General features: G+C 38.2%; 20 protein-coding genes. 12 read left to right on the top strand and 8 right to left on the bottom strand.

All coding sequences use genetic code 11. From position 1 onward, the window contains the following. Positions 1 to 155: 155 nt before the first annotated feature. Positions 156 to 809, top strand: coding sequence for a hypothetical protein (locus tag AS4_RS01985; protein WP_096732829.1), 654 nt, complete (start codon positions 156 to 158; stop codon positions 807 to 809). Between the two features lie 137 nt (positions 810 to 946). On the opposite strand, the gene AS4_RS01980 is transcribed toward AS4_RS01985, so the two are convergent. Together AS4_RS01980 and AS4_RS01975 are read right to left on the bottom strand one after the other, a co-directional pair. Continuing rightward, positions 947 to 1,903 (bottom strand): 2-hydroxyacid dehydrogenase, encoded by a 957-nt coding sequence (locus AS4_RS01980; RefSeq protein WP_096732827.1) that lies wholly within the window; start codon positions 1,901 to 1,903, stop codon positions 947 to 949. Positions 1,904 to 1,938: 35 nt separating this feature from the next. Continuing rightward, complete coding sequence (locus AS4_RS01975) at positions 1,939 to 2,637, bottom strand: TetR/AcrR family transcriptional regulator (protein WP_034615433.1); 699 nt, start codon at positions 2,635 to 2,637, stop codon at positions 1,939 to 1,941. Between the two features lie 83 nt (positions 2,638 to 2,720). Between AS4_RS01975 and AS4_RS01970 the strand changes: the two genes are divergently transcribed. Continuing rightward, a complete protein-coding gene (locus AS4_RS01970; protein ID WP_096732826.1) occupies positions 2,721 to 3,824 on the top strand; it encodes a fatty acid desaturase in 1,104 nt (367 codons plus the stop codon). 121 nt (positions 3,825 to 3,945) lie between these two features. Further along, on the top strand, positions 3,946 to 4,389 hold the full coding sequence (locus AS4_RS01965; RefSeq protein WP_096732824.1) for a hypothetical protein: 444 nt from the start codon (positions 3,946 to 3,948) through the stop codon (positions 4,387 to 4,389). Between the two features lie 77 nt (positions 4,390 to 4,466). On the opposite strand, the gene AS4_RS01960 is transcribed toward AS4_RS01965, so the two are convergent. After that, positions 4,467 to 5,756: a hypothetical protein gene (locus AS4_RS01960; protein WP_096732823.1), complete on the bottom strand. Its 1,290-nt coding sequence runs from the start codon at positions 5,754 to 5,756 to the stop codon at positions 4,467 to 4,469. An 89-nt stretch (positions 5,757 to 5,845) separates the two neighbouring features. Between AS4_RS01960 and AS4_RS01955 the strand changes: the two genes are divergently transcribed. Further along, positions 5,846 to 6,622: a class I SAM-dependent methyltransferase gene (locus AS4_RS01955; protein ID WP_004818704.1), complete on the top strand. Its 777-nt coding sequence runs from the start codon at positions 5,846 to 5,848 to the stop codon at positions 6,620 to 6,622. A gap of 29 nt (positions 6,623 to 6,651) precedes the next feature. Continuing rightward, positions 6,652 to 7,209: a hypothetical protein gene (locus AS4_RS01950; protein WP_004818703.1), complete on the top strand. Its 558-nt coding sequence runs from the start codon at positions 6,652 to 6,654 to the stop codon at positions 7,207 to 7,209. Between the two features lie 95 nt (positions 7,210 to 7,304). Here the strand turns inward: AS4_RS01950 and AS4_RS01945 are convergent, their stop codons facing one another. Both AS4_RS01945 and AS4_RS01940 read right to left on the bottom strand, forming a co-directional pair. Continuing rightward, entirely contained in the window at positions 7,305 to 7,712 is a 408-nt protein-coding gene (locus AS4_RS01945) for a protease inhibitor I42 family protein (protein WP_004718213.1), read from the bottom strand. A gap of 79 nt (positions 7,713 to 7,791) precedes the next feature. After that, positions 7,792 to 8,382 (bottom strand): hypothetical protein, encoded by a 591-nt coding sequence (locus tag AS4_RS01940; RefSeq protein WP_004818701.1) that lies wholly within the window; start codon positions 8,380 to 8,382, stop codon positions 7,792 to 7,794. Positions 8,383 to 8,565: 183 nt separating this feature from the next. Between AS4_RS01940 and AS4_RS01935 the strand changes: the two genes are divergently transcribed. Further along, positions 8,566 to 9,189, top strand: coding sequence for a class I SAM-dependent methyltransferase (locus AS4_RS01935; protein ID WP_004818700.1), 624 nt, complete (start codon positions 8,566 to 8,568; stop codon positions 9,187 to 9,189). Between the two features lie 212 nt (positions 9,190 to 9,401). Here AS4_RS01935 and AS4_RS01930 read toward each other — a convergent pair whose 3' ends face one another. Continuing rightward, the gene (locus tag AS4_RS01930) at positions 9,402 to 9,869 is read right to left on the bottom strand and encodes a Holliday junction resolvase-like protein (RefSeq protein WP_096732821.1); all 468 of its coding nucleotides are present in this window, start codon (positions 9,867 to 9,869) and stop codon (positions 9,402 to 9,404) included. 129 nt (positions 9,870 to 9,998) lie between these two features. On the opposite strand from AS4_RS01930, the gene AS4_RS01925 reads away from it, so the two are divergent. The 3 genes from AS4_RS01925 to sodC all read left to right on the top strand — a co-directional run bounded on the left by AS4_RS01925 (position 9,999) and on the right by sodC (position 12,693). After that, positions 9,999 to 10,643 carry a ParA family protein gene (locus AS4_RS01925; RefSeq protein WP_004718222.1) on the top strand — a complete coding sequence of 215 codons (645 nt, stop codon included), beginning with the start codon at positions 9,999 to 10,001 and terminating at the stop codon, positions 10,641 to 10,643. A 100-nt stretch (positions 10,644 to 10,743) separates the two neighbouring features. Then, a complete protein-coding gene (locus AS4_RS01920; protein ID WP_096732819.1) occupies positions 10,744 to 11,862 on the top strand; it encodes an AI-2E family transporter in 1,119 nt (372 codons plus the stop codon). Between the two features lie 276 nt (positions 11,863 to 12,138). Then, complete coding sequence (gene sodC, locus AS4_RS01915; RefSeq protein WP_004718225.1) at positions 12,139 to 12,693, top strand: superoxide dismutase family protein; 555 nt, start codon at positions 12,139 to 12,141, stop codon at positions 12,691 to 12,693. A gap of 358 nt (positions 12,694 to 13,051) precedes the next feature. On the opposite strand, the gene AS4_RS01910 is transcribed toward sodC, so the two are convergent. After that, the gene (locus AS4_RS01910) at positions 13,052 to 14,275 is read right to left on the bottom strand and encodes a DUF2252 family protein (RefSeq protein WP_096732817.1); all 1,224 of its coding nucleotides are present in this window, start codon (positions 14,273 to 14,275) and stop codon (positions 13,052 to 13,054) included. A 184-nt stretch (positions 14,276 to 14,459) separates the two neighbouring features. Here AS4_RS01910 and yccS point away from each other — a divergent pair, with 184 nt between their 5' ends. From yccS to AS4_RS01895, 3 genes are all read left to right on the top strand, one after another. After that, on the top strand, positions 14,460 to 16,610 hold the full coding sequence (yccS, locus tag AS4_RS01905) for a YccS family putative transporter (RefSeq protein ID WP_096732815.1): 2,151 nt from the start codon (positions 14,460 to 14,462) through the stop codon (positions 16,608 to 16,610). Positions 16,611 to 16,640: 30 nt separating this feature from the next. Continuing rightward, a complete protein-coding gene (locus AS4_RS01900) occupies positions 16,641 to 17,195 on the top strand; it encodes a hypothetical protein (RefSeq protein WP_096732814.1) in 555 nt (184 codons plus the stop codon). Positions 17,196 to 17,357: 162 nt separating this feature from the next. Beyond that, positions 17,358 to 17,645: a DUF3817 domain-containing protein gene (locus AS4_RS01895; RefSeq protein ID WP_034615366.1), complete on the top strand. Its 288-nt coding sequence runs from the start codon at positions 17,358 to 17,360 to the stop codon at positions 17,643 to 17,645. Between the two features lie 62 nt (positions 17,646 to 17,707). Here the strand turns inward: AS4_RS01895 and craA are convergent, their stop codons facing one another. Next, positions 17,708 to 18,949, bottom strand: a complete 1,242-nt coding sequence (craA, locus tag AS4_RS01890) for a chloramphenicol efflux MFS transporter CraA (protein ID WP_004818687.1) — start codon at positions 18,947 to 18,949, stop codon at positions 17,708 to 17,710. Between the last annotated feature and the right edge of the window lie 41 nt (positions 18,950 to 18,990).

Here is an 18,990-nt window from a genome sequence, read left to right as displayed (position 1 = left end):
TAGATCTACCAGTAATATGCTATGCAATGTATACATATGTTTTCTTGCTGTAGGATTTTTCTTTCCATTTTACTTTTTATCTAAATAAAACAGTATGATAATCCCAATCAGCACTGAGCGAATCGCTACAATCATCATAAAGGGATCAAAACATCATGAAGACGATCAAAAGTCTATGTGTGATCACTGCATTACTTGCAACACCATCACTCTATGCGCAAACCAATACTCAAAAGCAAACCCAGCCATATGGTGATAATCCAAATATTTTTAAAGTATTGGCACATAAGACCGGTGAAGCTGTACAGAATACCGCTGAAAAAGTAGGTGATGCGACCGAAAAAGGGATTCAAAAAATTAAACCATCTTTGGATGAAACCATTGAAAATACCAAAAAATATACCACTGAAAAAGCCACTGAGGCTCGTGATAGTACCCGCCAAGGCATCGATACTGCGGTAAAAAAGGTTGAGCAAACCAAAGATCGAGTAATGGGTAAAACCAGTTTAAATGTTCCGATTGAACAAGGCAGCTTAAGCCAATCTTCGACCACACCCAATACGGCGAATACTGTAACTGCTGCAACTACAGCAAACGTTCAAAATACGCCGATCACCACACAACCTGTTCAACCCGCAGTTCAAAATCAATTACCCAACAATGCGCAAGAAGAACCTGAAATTAAAAAACAGTCATTACCAATCGAGAACCAAGAGCATGATGTCAACGCCAATACCACAGGCTCAAAAGACACCAACTCAACCAATACGCAAAGCTCAACAGATGATGAGGTTGGTGTACCAAGATAAGCAGCTAAACAGACTTAATCCGTCGATCTCCACACCTTGCGCTACCTATGCTCAAGGTGATAGCAGTAAACGCATATAGCTATTTAACGGTGTTTTTTTAAATATGCCTTTTTAATTGTGCTTTTTCACTCGGCTCTTTAGCCATTCACCTGACGAATCACTTTCCCCTGCTTAAATTCATCAACATTTTCAAGCATTTGATTCACAATACGTTGACGTGCATCAACACTGCCCCACGCACTATGTGGTGTGATAATCAGGTTTGGAATATCGTCTGCTAGTAAAACATTTCCTTGTGTCGGCGGTTCGACAGAAAGTACATCTGTTGCCGCACCTGCAATTTTGCCTTGTCTTAATGCTTCGGCCAAAGCCGGTTCATTGACGATACCACCACGAGCACAATTGATTAAAAATGCAGATTTTTTCATTTTATCAAATGCTTGGGCATCAATTAAATCACGTGTTTCCGCTGTTAGAGGACAATGTAGAGAAAGAAAATCGACTTGAGCAAGCAATTCGGCAAAAGGTGTGCGATCCTTATGTGGTGGTCGATTGGGTAATGATGCCACCAAAATTTTCATTCCAAAAGCTTCTGCCAACTTGGCAACCGCTTGACCAAGCTCCCCATAACCAATGATGCCAAGAGTTTTCCCAGATAATTCGACAATTGGAAAATCCAGTAAGCAGAAAATTGGCGATTTGTTCCATTCGCCTTGTTTAACTGCATGCTCATATTTAAGTAAGGATGTCGCTAATGCCAACATTAACGTCAGCGTATGTTGTGCAACTGCAGATGTGCCATAGCCCTGACAATTACACACCACAATACCTTTTGATCGCGCATAATCTAAATCAATATTGTTGGTCCCCGTGGCCGAAATCAAAATCAATTTTAAATTTTTACATTGTTCCATCGCCTCAGCATTCACAATCACTTTATTGCTGATCACCACATCTACATCTTGAATCCGCGCTAGAACTTGTTCTGCTGTGGTCGATGGATAAAGTATTAAGTCATCAAAAGCTGCTCTTAACTGACTAAAATCCAAATCCTGTTTATCTAAAGATTCATAATCTAAAAATACAGCTTTCATTGCTTTTCCTTAATGATAGAGAGCCAGTTTTATACTTACGAAGCAGATGCTTCTGGAAAACCAAAAGAATTATTTTTTAAAGCCAATAAGTATGCATTGGTCATACGGTAGGCCTCTTGAATAATGGCTTCAGAAATATAGCTTTCGTTGTAATAACCATGCTTCATACAAGTAAAAACCAATTCCATTAAAATCGTCAATGTATCAGGCTCCTGTGGTACATATTTATCGACGTTAATCATTTCCAGTGCTTTTCGGACACCATGACTGACCTTTTTTAATTCTATTTGGTATTCCAAATAAGCTTGCCGGGTAAAAGGTCCACTTAAAATCAACAAGCTTGCCGTTTCAGATTCATTAAAATATTTGGCTGTGGTACGAATCATACTTTCAGAGAGTAGCTGTCCGTATACTTCTATGGCTGCATTTGGATTTTCCGTCAACACTCGAACAGCGGCCTGTCCGAGTTGTTTGACTAAATCGTTTAAATGCGTCAGTGCAATATGACGAAAAATATCGTATTTCGTCGGAAAGAATTGATAAATACTGGTCCGCGGAACGCCAGATGCATTGGCAATTTCAGGAATCGAAATCTTTTCAATTCCAATGGATAACAGTAACTCTTGCGTGGTTGCCAGCATCTTATCCATTCTTTTTTGGGAACGTTCTTGTTTTGGTTGGCTCACCTTTTTCGTCATTTTTTTTAAAACTGACGTTGACGTTATTTTAATCATCAGATAATCTCTCATAAAAACCAACAAATGTTGGTTTTAAAAAACTTCCTTGTCGTACTACAAAAATATAGAGGAAACCGAAGATGAATTTACCCCTTTCCGATGTACAAATGTCCATACAAAGCAAAACTAAACTTTTTGCTGATCCAGAAGATGAACAACGTAGCCACCGAATTCGTAAAACAATTTTGGAAGCGGGAAATCAATTACGTGAACGTCATCCTTGGCTGGTTCAGCACCAAGACCAAATTGGCCTAGCCATCCTTGTAACAGCTGTAACAGGGATTATTTTCAATATAACACAATACACTCGTGGGAAAATGCCTTGGTATGTGGCAATTCCGCTTTCTGCATTTTGGATGTCGCTCTTACATGAACTAGAGCATGATCTTATTCACCAAATGTATTACCGTAAAAACAAAAAAATCAATGATGCCATGTTGGCAGCTGTTTATGCATTTCGCCCAAGTACAGTGAACCCGTGGATACGTCGCGAGGTACATTTACATCATCACAAATCATCGGGTACTAAAACAGATTTAGAAGAACGCGGTATTAACAATGGTGATCAATGGGGCTTAAAACGCTTGCTGATGACTGGTGACAATATGCTGGCGATCTATTTACGCCCCATCACCATGATGAAAACCACCAAGCGTTTTATTCATGCGCAAAAGCATTTATCCCAAGCCGATAAACTCAAATTAAAAGCAAAACTTTCTGCGAGTTATGCACCCTTTGGACATATTCATTATGCCTTATGGCATGGTTTCTTATTGATCAATGCTGCCAAATTAGCAATGAAAGCCACAGGCATAGCGCAACCTAAAAATAGCTTATGGAGACTTGCAGACAAAACCACAAAGTTTTATGCCGTAAGCATTGCAGCACCAAATTTCTTACGCACCTTAAGTCTACATTTTACCAGTTCCAATATGCATTATTATGGCGATGTTGAAGATGGCAATATCGTTCAGCAGTGTCAGGTCTGGACAGATTGGCGGATGAAACCTTTACAGGCCTTTTGTTTTAACTTTGCTGGCACACATGCCATTCACCATTTTGTTGTACGTGATCCATTTTATATTCGTCAAGCCATTGCTCAAGACTGCTATCCAGTGATGCAAGAAAATGGGGTCCGTTTTAATGACTTTGGGACGTTTAAACGAGCGAATCGTAGGTTCTAAACTTGATAACTTATATCTTCGTCTTATGAGTTGATAGAGACCTCTGGCATAAATCTTTTATATTTTAAAACACCTGATTACGCCTTATAGTGAGTTAAACAATCAACAAAAAGACCTTACAATGAATTCGACAGCTTATCCGTCACTTATGCTCGCTCTGCTTGGTTTTAGTTTATATTCACCAGTCTATGCAAAAGCATATGTTTTACAATCAATAAATAACTTAGACGAAGCTGAGTTTAGAAGTTCTGAGGGAAATGAATTTAAACTGATTAAATTAAATCGGGGTTGTCGTATTCAAGCTCGATATTATTTGGAAATGGAAAATCGTGTGTTTAATTTTACCTTCCTTCATCAACCACCCATGAAGCAAAAACTGCTCCATGCCACGCAAAAAACCTTCCGTTATCATTATAAAGACGGTGAAGAAGGTTCTCTGGCAGCAGTGACTGATGTTTATCAACATTCCAGCGAAGTCTATAAAGTCAGTGATTTAGACGTTCAAAATGAATTTAAAAAATATACCGCTTTATTTCCAATCGCCTATTTAAAGCAATGTAACTAAAGCCGTATCTGTCTATTTAAATGGCTCAAATGTGAAATCGTTAGACACCAAATGGTGTTTCAGCTCAACCGCTGACTTTAAGCAACCTTAAAGTGGCAAAACTCATTTAAGCTTTCATCATCAAAACTCACCAAACCTTGAATATCGCAACTCATATAAAAGTTTTTATAGGTCAATACATAAAAGTCAGTGGTTTTTTTAATTACAATTGGATTCATATCCAAAGATAACGCTTCATCTTGCTTAAATAATTTGGTCACACGGCGATCATTCATACAAATCAAATAGGTCTGCTTTTTGATCTCGACTTGTGCCAAACCATTGTTTTCAACATGCAATGGAATAATGTATTTTCCATTCACATCAATCACTTGTTGATCATAGCTTTCTAGCTTTTGCGTGATCACGTTAAATACTAAAATATTGCCAAAACTGTCTTGTAGCTGCGTTTTATCTTCAAAAGCAAAATTGACTTGAATACCCAGTTTCTGCAAATCTTGCTCATCTACTCGTTTATTGGTCAATAAAATACGCGTAATGGTCTGCTTTAAACTGGCATCAAAGAAAGTACTATCCAGTTGGATATCTGTACCTTTTAGAATTTTACCCAAAGCTTCGTTATGTGTCCCCAATAAGTGAGCAATCACACTTCGATAATAAAATTTGCTGTTTTTCTTTACTTCACGAATCTGCTTATAAAAATAAGTTTGATCGTATTCACATTCAATAAAATCATGTAGTAGCGCAGAGTTGGCTAAAACTGCAATCGCATCATGACCAGTATACGGTAAATGTAACGTATGCAACTGAGGTATCAATGGCTTAATTTTTAAATAATGTTCTTTATCATTTTCAAAATAAGGGTCATAAACAATGATGTATTCACAGTCTGCAACGATATCTTGTGCCTGAATACGCATATCCGCATTTAATTCAGCATCATAGAAATCTGTATAACGCTTGTCCTCAACCTCTAAAGGATCGATTGAATATTGCGGAACCATGGCAACCACTCGATTCATTTTTAAAGCTTTGGCATATTTGATTGCCGCGTAGCCACCCATTGAACCGCCATAACCCACGATATTTTTAAATTGTTTTAAAATGGGATCAAGATGCTCTAACAATGCAGCCATGCTTGAAGCAGGAAACCAAGACTTCTGTTTTGGCATAATCCCGACCACGGCATAGTTATATTTCATCAAAGACTTTTCAGCATTGATGGAAAGTCCTTTAGCTCTAGAAATCAAGTCACCAAATGACAGGACTAAAGTGTCAGAATCACCTTGTAAATAGATTGCTCTAATATGATCATCTTCAAAAATTATTTGCTTATCCATTCGCACACCGAGCACTAGCTCTATCATTGGCTGAAATTAAATAAATAGGCACTTGCCTATTGATTGCTTCAAGTGTCATATTTTATAGAGTCTAGTCAGATAAAAAAGCGCAAAATATGACACATTCCCTACATCCTGCTGCTCAAAAAGGCTTCAGTACTGCTGCTGAACTTTATCAACAAGTCAGACCCAATTATCCACAAGACGTGGTCAAATGGTTAAAAGAAGATTTAGCCCTTGGCCCAGATTCAAGCGTTGTTGACTTAGGTGCAGGTACTGGAAAATTTCTCCCTTACCTCAAACAAGCAACGCCCAATATTATTGCTGTCGAGCCCGTCACAGAAATGTTGGAACAATTGAAAATAGTACATCCTGATGTACAAACGCTTCAAGCAAAGAGTGATCAAATTCCGTTAGAATCTGAAAGTATTGATGCTGTTTTGTGCGCGCAGTCATTTCACTGGTTTGCCAATATTGAAACCTTGAATGAAATTCACCACATTTTAAAACCTGAGGGTCACCTTGGTTTGGTCTGGAACCAGCGCGATGAGACGATAGACTGGGTTAAAGCATTGGCAGATCTGCTCGCGACGATCGAAGGAGACACTCCACGATACCATAGTGGGCAATGGAAATTGGCGTTTGAAAATCAATTTTTATTCCAGCTTGAAACCGCCAAAGTCTTTTCACAAGTACAAACTGGAACCGTGGAAAATGTGGTCAGCAAGCGCTTATTATCCACCAGTTTTATTGCAGCGATGCCAGAACAACAGCAACTCACGCTGAAACACAAATTCGAACATATTGTCTTGGAATATACGGGTAAACATGCGCAAGATGAAATAGACTTCCCTTATGTCACCTATGTTTATAACTTTAGGAAACTGCGCTAATCGAAACGCTTTAATGAGGAATGTTTATCATGAATTTAATACTTCGCCCTTTACTCCTTTCAGGTTTACTTACATCCGTCGTTTTCATGGCAGCATGTTCTCCTAAAGATAGCCCACAGCAAAACAATTCATCTGAACCGAAAGATGCCTCTCAAGAGATCATGGATCAATTGAAAACCAAACCGATTAAAAGCTTTCCAAGTACACCCGATGATGCTCACGATATCGCATTACTTGAAGAATATGATCAGAAATTTACCGAAAATAATAATGCTTTAGAAGCTGACCTAAAAAAACGTGCAACAGATGGCACTCTTACCGAAGAAATAGATCGTCAGCTCAAACGTGATGGCATTGAATCTGCGCTGAATATGCTTAAACAACTGGATCTAAAAACCGAACAAGGACGCTATATTCAAGGGTTACGCTATCAATATTGGGAAAATCAAGCCAAAGTCTATGATGAGAAAAAACAATCTGCAGATGGTGAACTGAAAAATCCAAGTGATGCAGTCAAAGGTATGGGAGAAATGTTAAGCGCTGATGAGCAACTTGATCATTGGAAACAATTGACTGATAAAAAATAAAAAAACTAATGCTTTAATCTTCTCTTGTGCCAGATCAAATGGCACAAGACAAGAATCGCTAATCATGTTTAAACCAGTACAATTAAAGTGAAATCCTAAGAAACCCGAATACGACAACGCCATTGTTGATCAGGTTGTTTTGAAGATTCCCATGAACGAACGTGCACCAATTCAATATAATCTTGTCCTGGTTTTTCAGCTTTAAAACGGAAAGTCTTGGTGCCACCGACACCCACTGCTCCCTCTTCATTATCATTTTGCAAATAGGTTTCTTCTGTTTTAAATATTTTAAGTGGTTGTAATAACTGCCATTGATAACCTGTGCTTGGGTTTTCAGGTGCATTGAATACAAGCACTTCACCTACTTTCATATCCATCAAAGTTGGGCACTTTTGTTTCAATGTATACTCATGTGTTTTACCTTCCACTGTAGGACTTGAACTTTGACAAGCGACTAAGCCCAAACTGCAAACCAACAAAGTAAAACCCACTAAACCTTTCATTTATCACACTCTTTATGATTCAAACTGGCTAAAATTATAGCAAACCTTATCATCTTCTCTGATGTGGCTCAATTTGAATTTAGATATTTTGCTTTTCCAACCACTGAATAGAATTCACCCGAATCAGTTTACACGCCCCATCACCAACACCATTCCAATCCAAAGCAGATTTCCACACCAAATCTTTATCATTCACTTGAACCAAATCACCAGTTAAGCGAACTAAATCGCCACGCTTTACCTGTTTGATTTGTTGAGCAATTTCAGGATTAGCGGGAATAATATGCATATTACTGACCAATTGAGTTGCCAATTGAGCAGGAATTGGTGGTCGAGCCATTTTCCAATTTAAGAAACGATCATATTGATTGATCGAAATCTGACGGGCAATTTCAGGCTCAGTAAATAAACCGCGAGTTACTGCATAATCAATTGGAGAAAATTTTGCTTGCTCATCATCCTTATATTCTTTTGAACCGAGGATCCGAAATTCACCATGAAAAGGTTCCAAAACGGAAATTTTCTGATGTTGGTCGATTGGTGCTAAACCATTTGCAATATTAAATGCTGGGTTGGCTTTTGAAACTTTAGAAGAATCAGTAGATTGAAAGGCATAGACCTGAAAAGCACTCAGTGCCATCAACGCTGCACAGATTAACTTTTTACTCATATCATGCTCCTCAAACCACACTTAAAAATTGTACAAAATCTATAATCCTAGTATTAATATAAAAACTTAAAATAAAAATCGAGTTTCGGTAACAAAATACAGAGATTTCGTCCTATTTTTGTCTTATATTCAAAGCAGGCTTTGGTTAGAATTTAGCTTATATCCATATAATTGCATACAATGATGATTTATAAATTTTACCAACAACGTATTTTCCCACATTTGCTCAATCAAGTGATGCAAACACCAAGCATGATGGATGGACGTGCAGAATTACTTGGAAAAGTTCGAGGTGAAGTCTTAGAAATCGGTTTTGGTACAGGTTTAAACCTGCCATTTTACCAAGAGGTTGATCAAGTGTATGCGCTTGAGCCAAACCGAGATGTCTATCAACTTGCTCAAAAAAGGGTATTTGATGCACCCTTTCATGTACAACACATTCAAGCCAGCGCAGAAAAGCTGCCTTTTGCAGATCATTCAGTCGAAAATATTGTCAGTACATGGACCATGTGTAGCATTGCCAATTTAGACAAAGCCATTCAAGAAATTCATCGTGTTTTAAAGCCTCAAGGGACACTGCATCTAATTGAACACGTTCAATATCATGACAATAACACTTTAAAAAAACTGCAAGATCTTTTAACACCTATACAAAAAGTCATTGCTGACGGGTGTCACTTAAACCGTAATATCGAACTTGAACTTTTAAACGCCAATTTTAAGTTTTCTGAAAAATATTATTTTGATGCTGAGGATCTGCCAAAAATTGGACGACGTATGTTTATGGCCAGAGCACACAAGCTTTAAGCTTGCGCCATTGAATAGATAAATTTAATAGAAAATTTGATAGAGAAATTTTAACCTCACTCAATCCCCGATAAAAACAAGATCGTTTCGACTTTCACTCACAATTTAAAAACAGTGTCCTTTTCACTTGATCTAAAGCAAAGTCGAAAAGGACCTTGGTTTTTGATTTAGGCTAAAAATCTACACACTCAATGCAAAAACACTTCAATTTTCTAATCTTCAAAATCAATCCGAATCGTTTCAAAGCGGACTCGCCCGTCTTGAATTGCTTGAGCAATCGCTTGTTGCCCCTTGGTCAAACGTGCCCCACCACTCTTAATATCAATCAGCACCACTTCAATATCTTCAGCCAAACCTTCACCATCTCGAAAATCGGTATAACCATCAAACACCACATAATCAATAGGATCCCCTAAAAACTTGGCATCACTGGGTAAATAACGAAACTCAGGCATGATTGGTGCCAGTTGTTCCGCCATTTTGCCTTTCAACACAGCACGACTGGTATTTACACTACGCTTTTGCGCGCTTGCTAAAATCTGCTGATGCTCCAATTCCAACTCAGCAATATATTGCTCATACTCTGCTTTGATTTTGCCATTACGCGTACTTGATAACACGATTGTGGTTAAAACGATGCCAATACATGCACCAATTAACATCGCCATCCAGATGGACATGCTTTTTCCTTTAACTTGATATCTTGCACAATGTAAACAACTACTAAAGTTTTGTCATGTATAACCTATATGCTAAAAATTAGTGCTAAAGTAAGGTGAAGGTTAGCTTACAGACTTAATTGATCAATCATGAAAACAATACTTGTTGCAAATTTAAAAGGCGGTTGTGGGAAAACGATTACAGCAATAACATTAGCGACGGCGCTTGCACAAAAAGGCTATAAAGTGGCCTTGGCTGATGCAGATGGACAAAAATCTGCACTGCAATGGTTAAAGCAACGTCCTGACACTGCAGCAACAATTCAAAGTCTGGATTGGCGTCATGAAAAATCAATTGGAGATGCACCTAAAAACTTAGATTATTTAGTGATTGATGCACCAGGTGCTTTAACTGGTGAACATGCTGAGCAATTGATTAGTGAATGCCATGCTGTAGTCACTCCGCTACAACCCTCATTTTTTGATATCGACAGTACCCGACGTTTCCTTAAACACATCCAAGACATTAAAAAAATCCGTAAAGGCAAAGTTTCTGTATATCTGGTTGCCAATCGAATGAAAGCCAACAGCTCAAGCTCGAAAGATATTCAGCAATTCTTTGATAAAATCGAACAAAAACCTGTTGCATGGATATCCGAACGTACTGCCTATAGCCAATTGGCGATGCAAGGTTTAAACGTTTTTGATAAAACCCAAAAGAACTTTTTAACCATTCAAGAACAATGGCAACCCTTACTTGATGCTTTAATAGACGATCCAAGCGATTGGTTCTAAAACCAATTCAAGAAAGATCAGATAAAGTACGGTTAAAATTTGCCACACTTTATTTTTCAGTTAATATTGAGTCAATCACTCACAATTTTTAGAGTAATTCGTGCAAGATTTCACTTCGAACTTACAACGTATCTTATTGTTTGGATTATTGTTTATCCTTATTTTTTTAGGTTACGATATTCTCAAATACTTCATTGTACCTGTGTTATGGGCATGTATTATTGCCTATATGACTTGGCCAATGTACAAACGCATATTAAGAATGTTTGGTTCGAATCGACCAACCCTCAGTGCATCACTCATGATTACGCTGGTGGTGTTGGTGGTTGGAATTCCACTGACTTTTGCCATTTTTATTTTACAACATGAAGGACGAAATCTTTATTTCGACCTACAACGCCAATTATCTTCAGGTCATTTGACTGTTCCAGACTTTATCCGTGAACTCCCCATCATTGGCAAAGAAGTCAGCCGTACTGTACGTGAAATTAATGCTGATCCTACCAGCCTTTCGCAAACCATTGGTCTATGGATTCAAGGCCATATGAACTATGGTAAATTCGTCTTGAATGAAATTACCAAAAATCTGGTTAAGCTAGGTTTTGCAATCATGTCTTTATTCTTCTTCTATCGAGATGGTCAAACCATTTTGGAACAAGTCAGTAAAGCCTTACAAATGTTAATTGGTCCACGTATTCACCATTATCTTGACACCATTTCTGAAACGACTCGTGCTGTGGTTTATGGTGTTGGTTTAACTGCGGTTGCTCAAGCATTTCTTGCGGGTGTGAGTTATTTTGTTGCCGGTGTTCCAAATCCAATGGTACTCACCATTGTGACTTTCTTGATGGCACTGATTCCATTCGGCCCTCCTGTTGCTTATGGTGCGGTTTCATTATGGCTGTTTTCACAAGGTCAAACCATGGAAGCAATCGGTGTAATGGCTTGGGGTGTTTGTATTGTCAGTACTGCTGATAATGTGATTCGACCTTTGGTTATTTCAGGTGCAACCAAGATTCCGTTCTTGTTGATCATGTTTGGTGTACTTGGTGGATTAGCAAGTTTTGGACTGGTTGGACTGTTTATTGGCCCTGTCATTCTTGCAATTCTCTTGGCCATTTGGCGTGAGTGGTTACACGAAACCACTGAGTCAGAAATCCTAATGCCAGATGCCACGATGGCCTATGACATTGATGATGATCAGCCCACAAAACCTTAGCCCAATTCAGGCAAGTGACAATTAAAATTTCAATATTTGAAATCGTATATTCGCCAATAAGCTTTAATTGGCGAATATACCTTGTATAGCGATCTTATATATCGCAGATATTCTGCGTAATTATTTTGTTTATTTATTTTTAGTCAGCATAATCAATGCCAATCAAATTTACTGTTAAATAAATTCATACAATCAGACATTTAATTCACATTGTTTATCAGGCCATGCTTTGTTTGAATAGTGACTAATCATAATCAAATACTTTGGATGCGTTCGATGACATCTACTTTCTTTAAAACTTCTATACTTTGTACATGTATCGCACTTTTTACAGCGGCATGTAGTACAACAACGGTCAAACCTAAGCTTAAAACACCACTACAAACAGTGGATATGCATGCGGTCTCTGCACAAGGCATCGGTGCAAAAATTGGTACAGTGAGCTTGCAAGATTCTCCAAATGGTTTAACCATCAACACCCAACTTAGCCAATTACCTTCTGGTTATCATGGTTTCCATATTCATGAAAAAGGCTCATGTGCCCCTGCTGAAAAAGACGGGAAAATGGGCGCTGCTTTAGCTGCGGGTGGTCATTTCAATCCGCAAAAAACTGGACATGGCACCCCCAATGATGGACATATGGGCGATTTACCTGTACTCAATGTAGATTCAAATGGTAATGCCAAAACAACCTTAATTGCACCACGTCTAAAACTGGCCGATATTCAAGGCTTAGCCATTATGATTCATGCGGGTGGCGATAATTATTCAGACCATCCAAAACCACTGGGTGGCGGTGGAGATCGTATTGCCTGTGGTGTGATTCAATAATTTAAATTATTCGGGTCTGTTGACAATTCGTCTATGTTTGCGACTACGTGTGTTTTTTAGATGATACAAGGCACGAAATATGAAATTTAGTCATTCTAAATGAATAGTTCGTAACGACGTAGCAGCAAAAAACACTCTAGTCCCCCGCTGCGCCTTGCGCTGCAAACAAAGCAGTGCTTTGTTCTTGCTCAGGGTTGTAGCTAAAATTATCTCAGCCTGTGTTATGAAACTCGAAAATAGTCTCGCTATTCTCTTCGTTTCATGCCTTGCCTGCTCAATTTTAGCTTACAACGCAAGCCATTTATGAAATGTCAACAGACCCTAATTGTGGATAAGTATGCGCTTATCCACATCGTGTTTATTTTAGATGCGAAAGCGCATAACGGCGGCAATGCTCCAAATAACCAGCCTCATGTACACTCATCAATTCAACAATACTACGCCATAGCCAAAATGGCGCATCAATGGTTTTTGATTGATTGCGTTTTAGCTCTTTTACCCAAGCATTACGTACTGCATCATCCATCTGTCGAGCATGTGCACGACCAACCACAAAAGCCAAATAGAAAGCTAAGTCTTTGGCTTCAACTTCATTGACCCCTTCTATTTCGAGTTTTAAATCTTGTGGCAATAACTCTCGAATAAAAACCGAAGTATCTAAAAACTTACTTGCTCGCATCCGATCCCCTAAAAATGGCGATAAATGTCTTGCGCCCTCAACAATTCTTGCCGCATTGTCTTTTGGCATTGGTGTATTTGAATAACGTGGTGCAAGTGCTGTTGTGGCTTCTTTCAGATCCATTAAACACAGGCCTTTGCCATCTCTGACAATATGATTCGATGAATCCATCAGTACGATATAGCGCAATAAGCCTAAAGAACTGCACCCTTTAACCCAATATGCTGAATCGATGACTTTCAATTGAGCAGATTGATCACGCTGACCAATCATTGTGACCAAGTCTTGAATATCGGGCTGATTAAAAACACTATGAATTTCGAGATGTTCTTTTTTTAATAAAGGCCAAAATTTCTTCCCCAAGGTTATTTCAGGCGTTAAACCTTCTAAACGCTCTCTTGCTAAATTTTTCCATGTTCGCTTGAGTGCTTTTTGCATTGCACTATGCACAAGTACTGGTCGCTGTAATTTATCAATCCCTCGACCATTGTGTGCTAAAGCATGCACATAACCAGCATACAACGCTTCAATCATCTGCGCGGTGACCACACCAGGCAAATCTGAACTACGTACAGCTGTGGCTAAGGATAACCCTAAACGGATAACATCATTGGCAGGATTACCAATCACAGTTTGATCTAGGTCACGAATTTCAATATCAATTTTACCCTCAGCATTGGCAACAGGGCCCAAATTCCCAGTATGACAATCTCCACAAATCCAAATTGCAGGCCCCTGTGGGATCGAACTTATTTCAGCTTGCTTCAACCAATCATAATATTTGGCCGTATTGCCACGTACATAGGCATGGATCGAACCCGCCATTTTTAAATTACGACGTTCGGTTAATTCAGCATTGCGATAACGAGGTTGTTTTATTTCAGTGTTTTGCTGGTTTGACATTTTTACTATTTTTAAGTATTTGATCGCTTATTCTGAGTTTTTTTAAGCATTTAAGTAAGGGTTAAACTGTATACAAAATGTTGAATATTACCGTTTATTTTTTACATTTCTATATGCAATAAATCGTGTCGCCTTTTCAGAAACGAGTAAAATATTGAAACGCCCAAGCCACTGAATTGACACTGTGAATAGTTATCAGCAAATCTTTCAAAATATAAAATCAAATTCAACTTTGATTTATTGCCTACAGATTTTGATTGTTTTAACTGGAACAACGCTTGGACTGTATTTTTTGGGCTATGAACAGCTCATTGTACCGATTACGCTTGGTGCAATTGCAACAGCGCTCACAGATTTTGATGACCGACTGAGTATTCGTTTAAGAAATCTTGGCTTGGTTTGTGTGCTATTTTTTACAGTCAGCAGTATTTTAGATTTTTTACATCCCTATAAACTTTTATTTTTAATTTACTTATCTCTATCCAGCGCAGCTTTTATCTTAATGGGGGCATTGGGGCAACGCTACGCCACCATTTCATTTGGAACCGTGCTCTTGTCAATCTATACCATGTTTGGCTTGGGTGAATATACTGAGTGGTATCAACAGCCCAGTTATTTTGTCATGGGTACATTATGGTATGGCTTGACCTCTATCATTTTCTATCTACTGAAACCGACACAGGCTGTACAAGACAACTTATCCAATAGCTTTAATCTTCTTTCTGAGCTGTTGATGTCAAAAGCAAAACTGTTTGATCCTGATAATGTCGACAATGTTGAGCAACTTTTATATGATCTTTCTTTGCAAAATAGTCAGTTGGTACAAAACTTAAACCAAACCAAAGCCTCATTACTGACCCGATTAAAAGCCTCTCGTGCCAATAAAAACACCATTTACTGGCTTAATTTATATTTTCTAGCCCAAGATATTCATGAACAAGTTACGTCCAATTATTTGCACTATGAAAAGATTCATCAAAACTTTAGCCGCACAGATTTAATTTATCGTATTCAGAAAAATGTACGTTTGCAGGCGCGTAATTGCCAGCAACTTGCCGAGGCAATTTTAAAGCGCCAAATCTTTCAAACGCATACAGACAACAATATTGCTTTAGCCCATTTAGAAAACTCAATGCAGGAATGGGTTCAACACAATCCACATAATTTAGAAGTAAAAAATTTACTGTTGGTATTAAACAATCTGAAAAATGTGCAAGATCAATTTGTTAATCTGAGTATTGAACAACGTAATTATCAACAAAGTTATAGCCAACATCGAGATAATCTCAATTTATTGGATGATGATATCCATGATCTACCAGACCTTTGGCTCAAGATTAAACAACATTTAACCCCAAATTCTGCATTATTTCGCCATGCCGTGCGTATCGCATTTGTGTTTGCTGTGGGCTATACCATTTCGCTACTGCCCTTTGCCAAAAACGGCTATTGGATTTTACTTACCAGTTTATTTGTATGCCAGATTAGTTATTTTGCCACCAAAAGCCGTTTAAAACTGCGCACGCTAGGCACTGTATTAGGGGTACTTTTGGGTATTCCGATTTTATACTTTGTCCCCAGTATTGAAGGGCAATTGCTCCTCACTATTATTTTTGGGGTGTACTTTTTCTACCTACGCTCAAAAAAATATGCCATGGCGACTTTAATGGCAACGCTTATGGTCTTGTTGATCTTTAATTTAAAAGGCGCAGGCTATGCCATTATTTTACCGCGTATTATCGACACCCTCTTGGGATGTTTAATCGCATGGTTTGCGGTCAGTTTTATTTGGCCAGACTGGAACTTCCGTGATATTTCCAACAATATCCGAAAAAGCAGTAAAGTAACCTTAGACTATTTCGATGCGGTTGTTGAACAATATCAACAAGGCCGCACCAACAGTATTGATTATCGTAAAGCACGCCGAGCAGCACATAATGCACAGATTGAATTATCTACGATGATTTCCAGTTTAAGTGCTGAACCCAATCCAAATCCGGATTTAATTCACAATGCCTTTCGATACTTGGTCTATAGCCATAGCCAGCTCAGTTATGTTTCAGCTTTAGGTAGCCATCGTGAACATGTACATGATCAGCAGATTTTAGATTTGATGTTATGGTGCAAACATACCTTAACTGATGTTTTGCTTAACCAAACCGCTGTAAATGAAGCCTTAATTGAAACAAAGCTCACTGAAATTCAGCACATCAGTGATCAAGAAAATTTGTCAGATAATTTACTTTTGGTGCTCAAACAAATCAGTTTATTATTGGAAACCTTACCTGAGTTGTTAAAACTAAAAACAACCTTACTTCGATTAGAAATTAAATAGCAAGAATGACCAGACATTTAGAGGCTTCACATGAAACTTAGACATTGCCTAACGTTTTTATTTTCTGCATTGACCATTAGTGCTGCACCCTGTGCTTTTGCAGATTCTCAATTTAATCAAGACTTACAGCAATTTTTAGAGTGTAAAAAGACACTGAAAAATTATTATGATTTAGGTTTTGAATTTGAGGATGATCTGAAAAAGAATGGCTGGATCAAACAAGGTGAAGAATATAGCTATGTCAGTAAAGTCCCGATTACAGTATTCGGTCAAACTACAGATCAAATCAGTTTGGTTTCTGGTGGAATGTTGGCTGTTTTAAAACATGCGAATACCAAAGACCTCGCTAAAAAGTTTCAAATCACGCAAAACCCGTTCTTTAAAGATATGCCGTATTTTTCAGGAGAGAAAGTTGTAAAAACGGATCTTGAGACCAAAGAAATCGAAAAATCTTTGCGTAAACTGACTTTGGCTGAATCGAATCCCGTTGTAGATCAAGGTGAACATAAAACCTATATTGGGTGTGTTTATATCACTGCATTTGAACAGCAACAGCAGGATGCAGCAATCAAAGCATTACAATAATCGATCTTAAATATTGGGCTATATCTGGTCTGGAGACTAAAAGCTTATTCTCCAGAACAATCTTCCATCTATTTAAATCAATCGATTTTATTTACTATTTTTTTCAAATCGTTTAGATAATTCGGTTAGACTCAAGCTTCATTCTCATTTGACTAAGTGACCATGAATATCAAATCTTTACGTATTGTTGGTTTTCTTGAAGGTATTTCCTTTCTCCTTCTTCTCTTTATTGCGATGCCTTTGAAATATATTTGGGATATGCCTATTTATGTGAAATATATTGGCATGGGACATGGTGTGTTATTTCTTGCTTTTCTTGCAGTGTTATTGATTGTCTGTGGAAAACAGAAGTGGTCCATTCACATGTTTATTTTAGGTTTAATTGCTTCAATTTTACCTTTTGGGCCTTTTGTTTTTGATCATAAATTAAAAGCATTACAACAGCCTTAACCTGTTTATTTAAGAAGCAAAGCTCCCTCCCCTTTTACAAGGAGAGGGAAACTCAAGTGAGCTTAAAACTCACCATTTACTTTACGTTGCTGCATAATTGTTTTTAATAATCCACGTGGAATAGTGAACCACAAAGCAATTAACGCAAAACATGACAACGCATAAGCCCAGAGATGGAAATGCTCATACAGAATTCGAATCAGTTCAATCACAAAGAAGAATGTGAACATCATCAACACTGAAACAGCAGCAGCGACAGTGCCTTTAGAAACTTCAGATGACATTAAGGCAAAACGATAAAGCACTGAAAAACTAATTCCTTCACCAAAGCTGACTAAGGTCATGCCTAAAATAACGCAATGAAGAAAATATTCGCGCCAAATGATCCCAACCACCACAATTGCGGTACCTAAAAGCATCAAAGGTAAACCAATCAAAACTGTTTTACCCAGTGGCAAACGATCAATCACTTTAATCAGCACAATATTACCTAGAATCAATCCACCCAATACAGGGAATTGCGCCAGACCATATTGCATACTACTGAGTCCCAGCTCTTCAACCAACATCACTGGAGACAATGCGATCCATAGCATCAAAGGCATCGCCACCATTGGCAAGCCGAGGGTCATGCCCATGAACGTCTTATTTTTCAAGACTTGCATATAATCATCCCAAATATAACTCAACGGTTTTTTGGGAATACTGCTTGTACGTGCTGGCATCTTGGCTTTTAGACCAAACCAACTCAGAAAAGCTAAAAAGGCAATCGCAATAAATCCCCAGTGCCATGACACATGATCGATGAGAAATGCGCCGACAACAGGGCCAATCAAAGGGGCAAGCAAAGAAATATTTGCCATCAGTGCCATAACTTTAATGGCGTCACGCTCTTCAAAGGTTTCTTGAATCGCAGCATAACCCACTGCTGCAATCACAGATAAACCAAAACCTTGCAAGAATCTTAAAACAAGAAAACTTTCAATATTGTGGGTGAGTAAAATTAATAAACAGGTGATGACAAAGAATGCAACACCTGACAATAAAACTTTCTTACGTCCTAATCGGTCAGACAAAGGTCCGAGTATCCCTGCAACGCATGCCCCGCCGAGAAGATAAAATGACATAGATGATGGTGCCCATGCACTACTCACACCAAATTCTTTGGTGATTGCGAGCATTGCGGGCTGAACCAAATCATTACCGATATAAACTGAAAATTCAAATAACACCAACGCCAATGGAAACATAAGCGTAGCGCGACTCAAACTTGCAGTTTGTTCTTTTTGCACTAAATTTTGCATTATTTTCTACATATCTTTATTGGCTTGCATCGCTCACACTA

Origin of the sequence: Acinetobacter guillouiae, from assembly GCF_002370525.2 — a bacterium.
Classification (GTDB): domain Bacteria; phylum Pseudomonadota; class Gammaproteobacteria; order Pseudomonadales; family Moraxellaceae; genus Acinetobacter; species Acinetobacter guillouiae.
Note: the sequence above shows the minus strand (reverse complement) of the source record. Positions and strands in the feature narration are given on the sequence as shown.

Excerpts from the sequence above, each read along its gene's own strand:
- AS4_RS01970 (WP_096732826.1), top strand. The coding sequence starts at position 2,721 with ATGAATTTACCCCTTTCCGATGTACAAATGTCCATACAAAGCAAAACT.
- AS4_RS01965 (WP_096732824.1), top strand. The coding sequence starts at position 3,946 with ATGAATTCGACAGCTTATCCGTCACTTATGCTCGCTCTGCTTGGTTTT.
- AS4_RS01945 (WP_004718213.1), bottom strand. The coding sequence starts at position 7,712 with ATGAAAGGTTTAGTGGGTTTTACTTTGTTGGTTTGCAGTTTGGGCTTA.
- AS4_RS01935 (WP_004818700.1), top strand. The coding sequence starts at position 8,566 with ATGATTTATAAATTTTACCAACAACGTATTTTCCCACATTTGCTCAAT.
- AS4_RS01925 (WP_004718222.1), top strand. The coding sequence starts at position 9,999 with ATGAAAACAATACTTGTTGCAAATTTAAAAGGCGGTTGTGGGAAAACG.
- AS4_RS01980 (WP_096732827.1), bottom strand. The coding sequence starts at position 1,903 with ATGAAAGCTGTATTTTTAGATTATGAATCTTTAGATAAACAGGATTTG.
- AS4_RS01955 (WP_004818704.1), top strand. The coding sequence starts at position 5,846 with ATGACACATTCCCTACATCCTGCTGCTCAAAAAGGCTTCAGTACTGCT.
- AS4_RS01900 (WP_096732814.1), top strand. The coding sequence starts at position 16,641 with ATGAAACTTAGACATTGCCTAACGTTTTTATTTTCTGCATTGACCATT.
- AS4_RS01950 (WP_004818703.1), top strand. The coding sequence starts at position 6,652 with ATGAATTTAATACTTCGCCCTTTACTCCTTTCAGGTTTACTTACATCC.
- AS4_RS01940 (WP_004818701.1), bottom strand. The coding sequence starts at position 8,382 with ATGAGTAAAAAGTTAATCTGTGCAGCGTTGATGGCACTGAGTGCTTTT.
- AS4_RS01985 (WP_096732829.1), top strand. The coding sequence starts at position 156 with ATGAAGACGATCAAAAGTCTATGTGTGATCACTGCATTACTTGCAACA.
- AS4_RS01910 (WP_096732817.1), bottom strand. The coding sequence starts at position 14,275 with ATGTCAAACCAGCAAAACACTGAAATAAAACAACCTCGTTATCGCAAT.
- AS4_RS01895 (WP_034615366.1), top strand. The coding sequence starts at position 17,358 with ATGAATATCAAATCTTTACGTATTGTTGGTTTTCTTGAAGGTATTTCC.
- craA (WP_004818687.1), bottom strand. The coding sequence starts at position 18,949 with ATGCAAAATTTAGTGCAAAAAGAACAAACTGCAAGTTTGAGTCGCGCT.
- AS4_RS01975 (WP_034615433.1), bottom strand. The coding sequence starts at position 2,637 with ATGATTAAAATAACGTCAACGTCAGTTTTAAAAAAAATGACGAAAAAG.
- AS4_RS01960 (WP_096732823.1), bottom strand. The coding sequence starts at position 5,756 with ATGATAGAGCTAGTGCTCGGTGTGCGAATGGATAAGCAAATAATTTTT.
- AS4_RS01930 (WP_096732821.1), bottom strand. The coding sequence starts at position 9,869 with ATGTCCATCTGGATGGCGATGTTAATTGGTGCATGTATTGGCATCGTT.
- sodC (WP_004718225.1), top strand. The coding sequence starts at position 12,139 with ATGACATCTACTTTCTTTAAAACTTCTATACTTTGTACATGTATCGCA.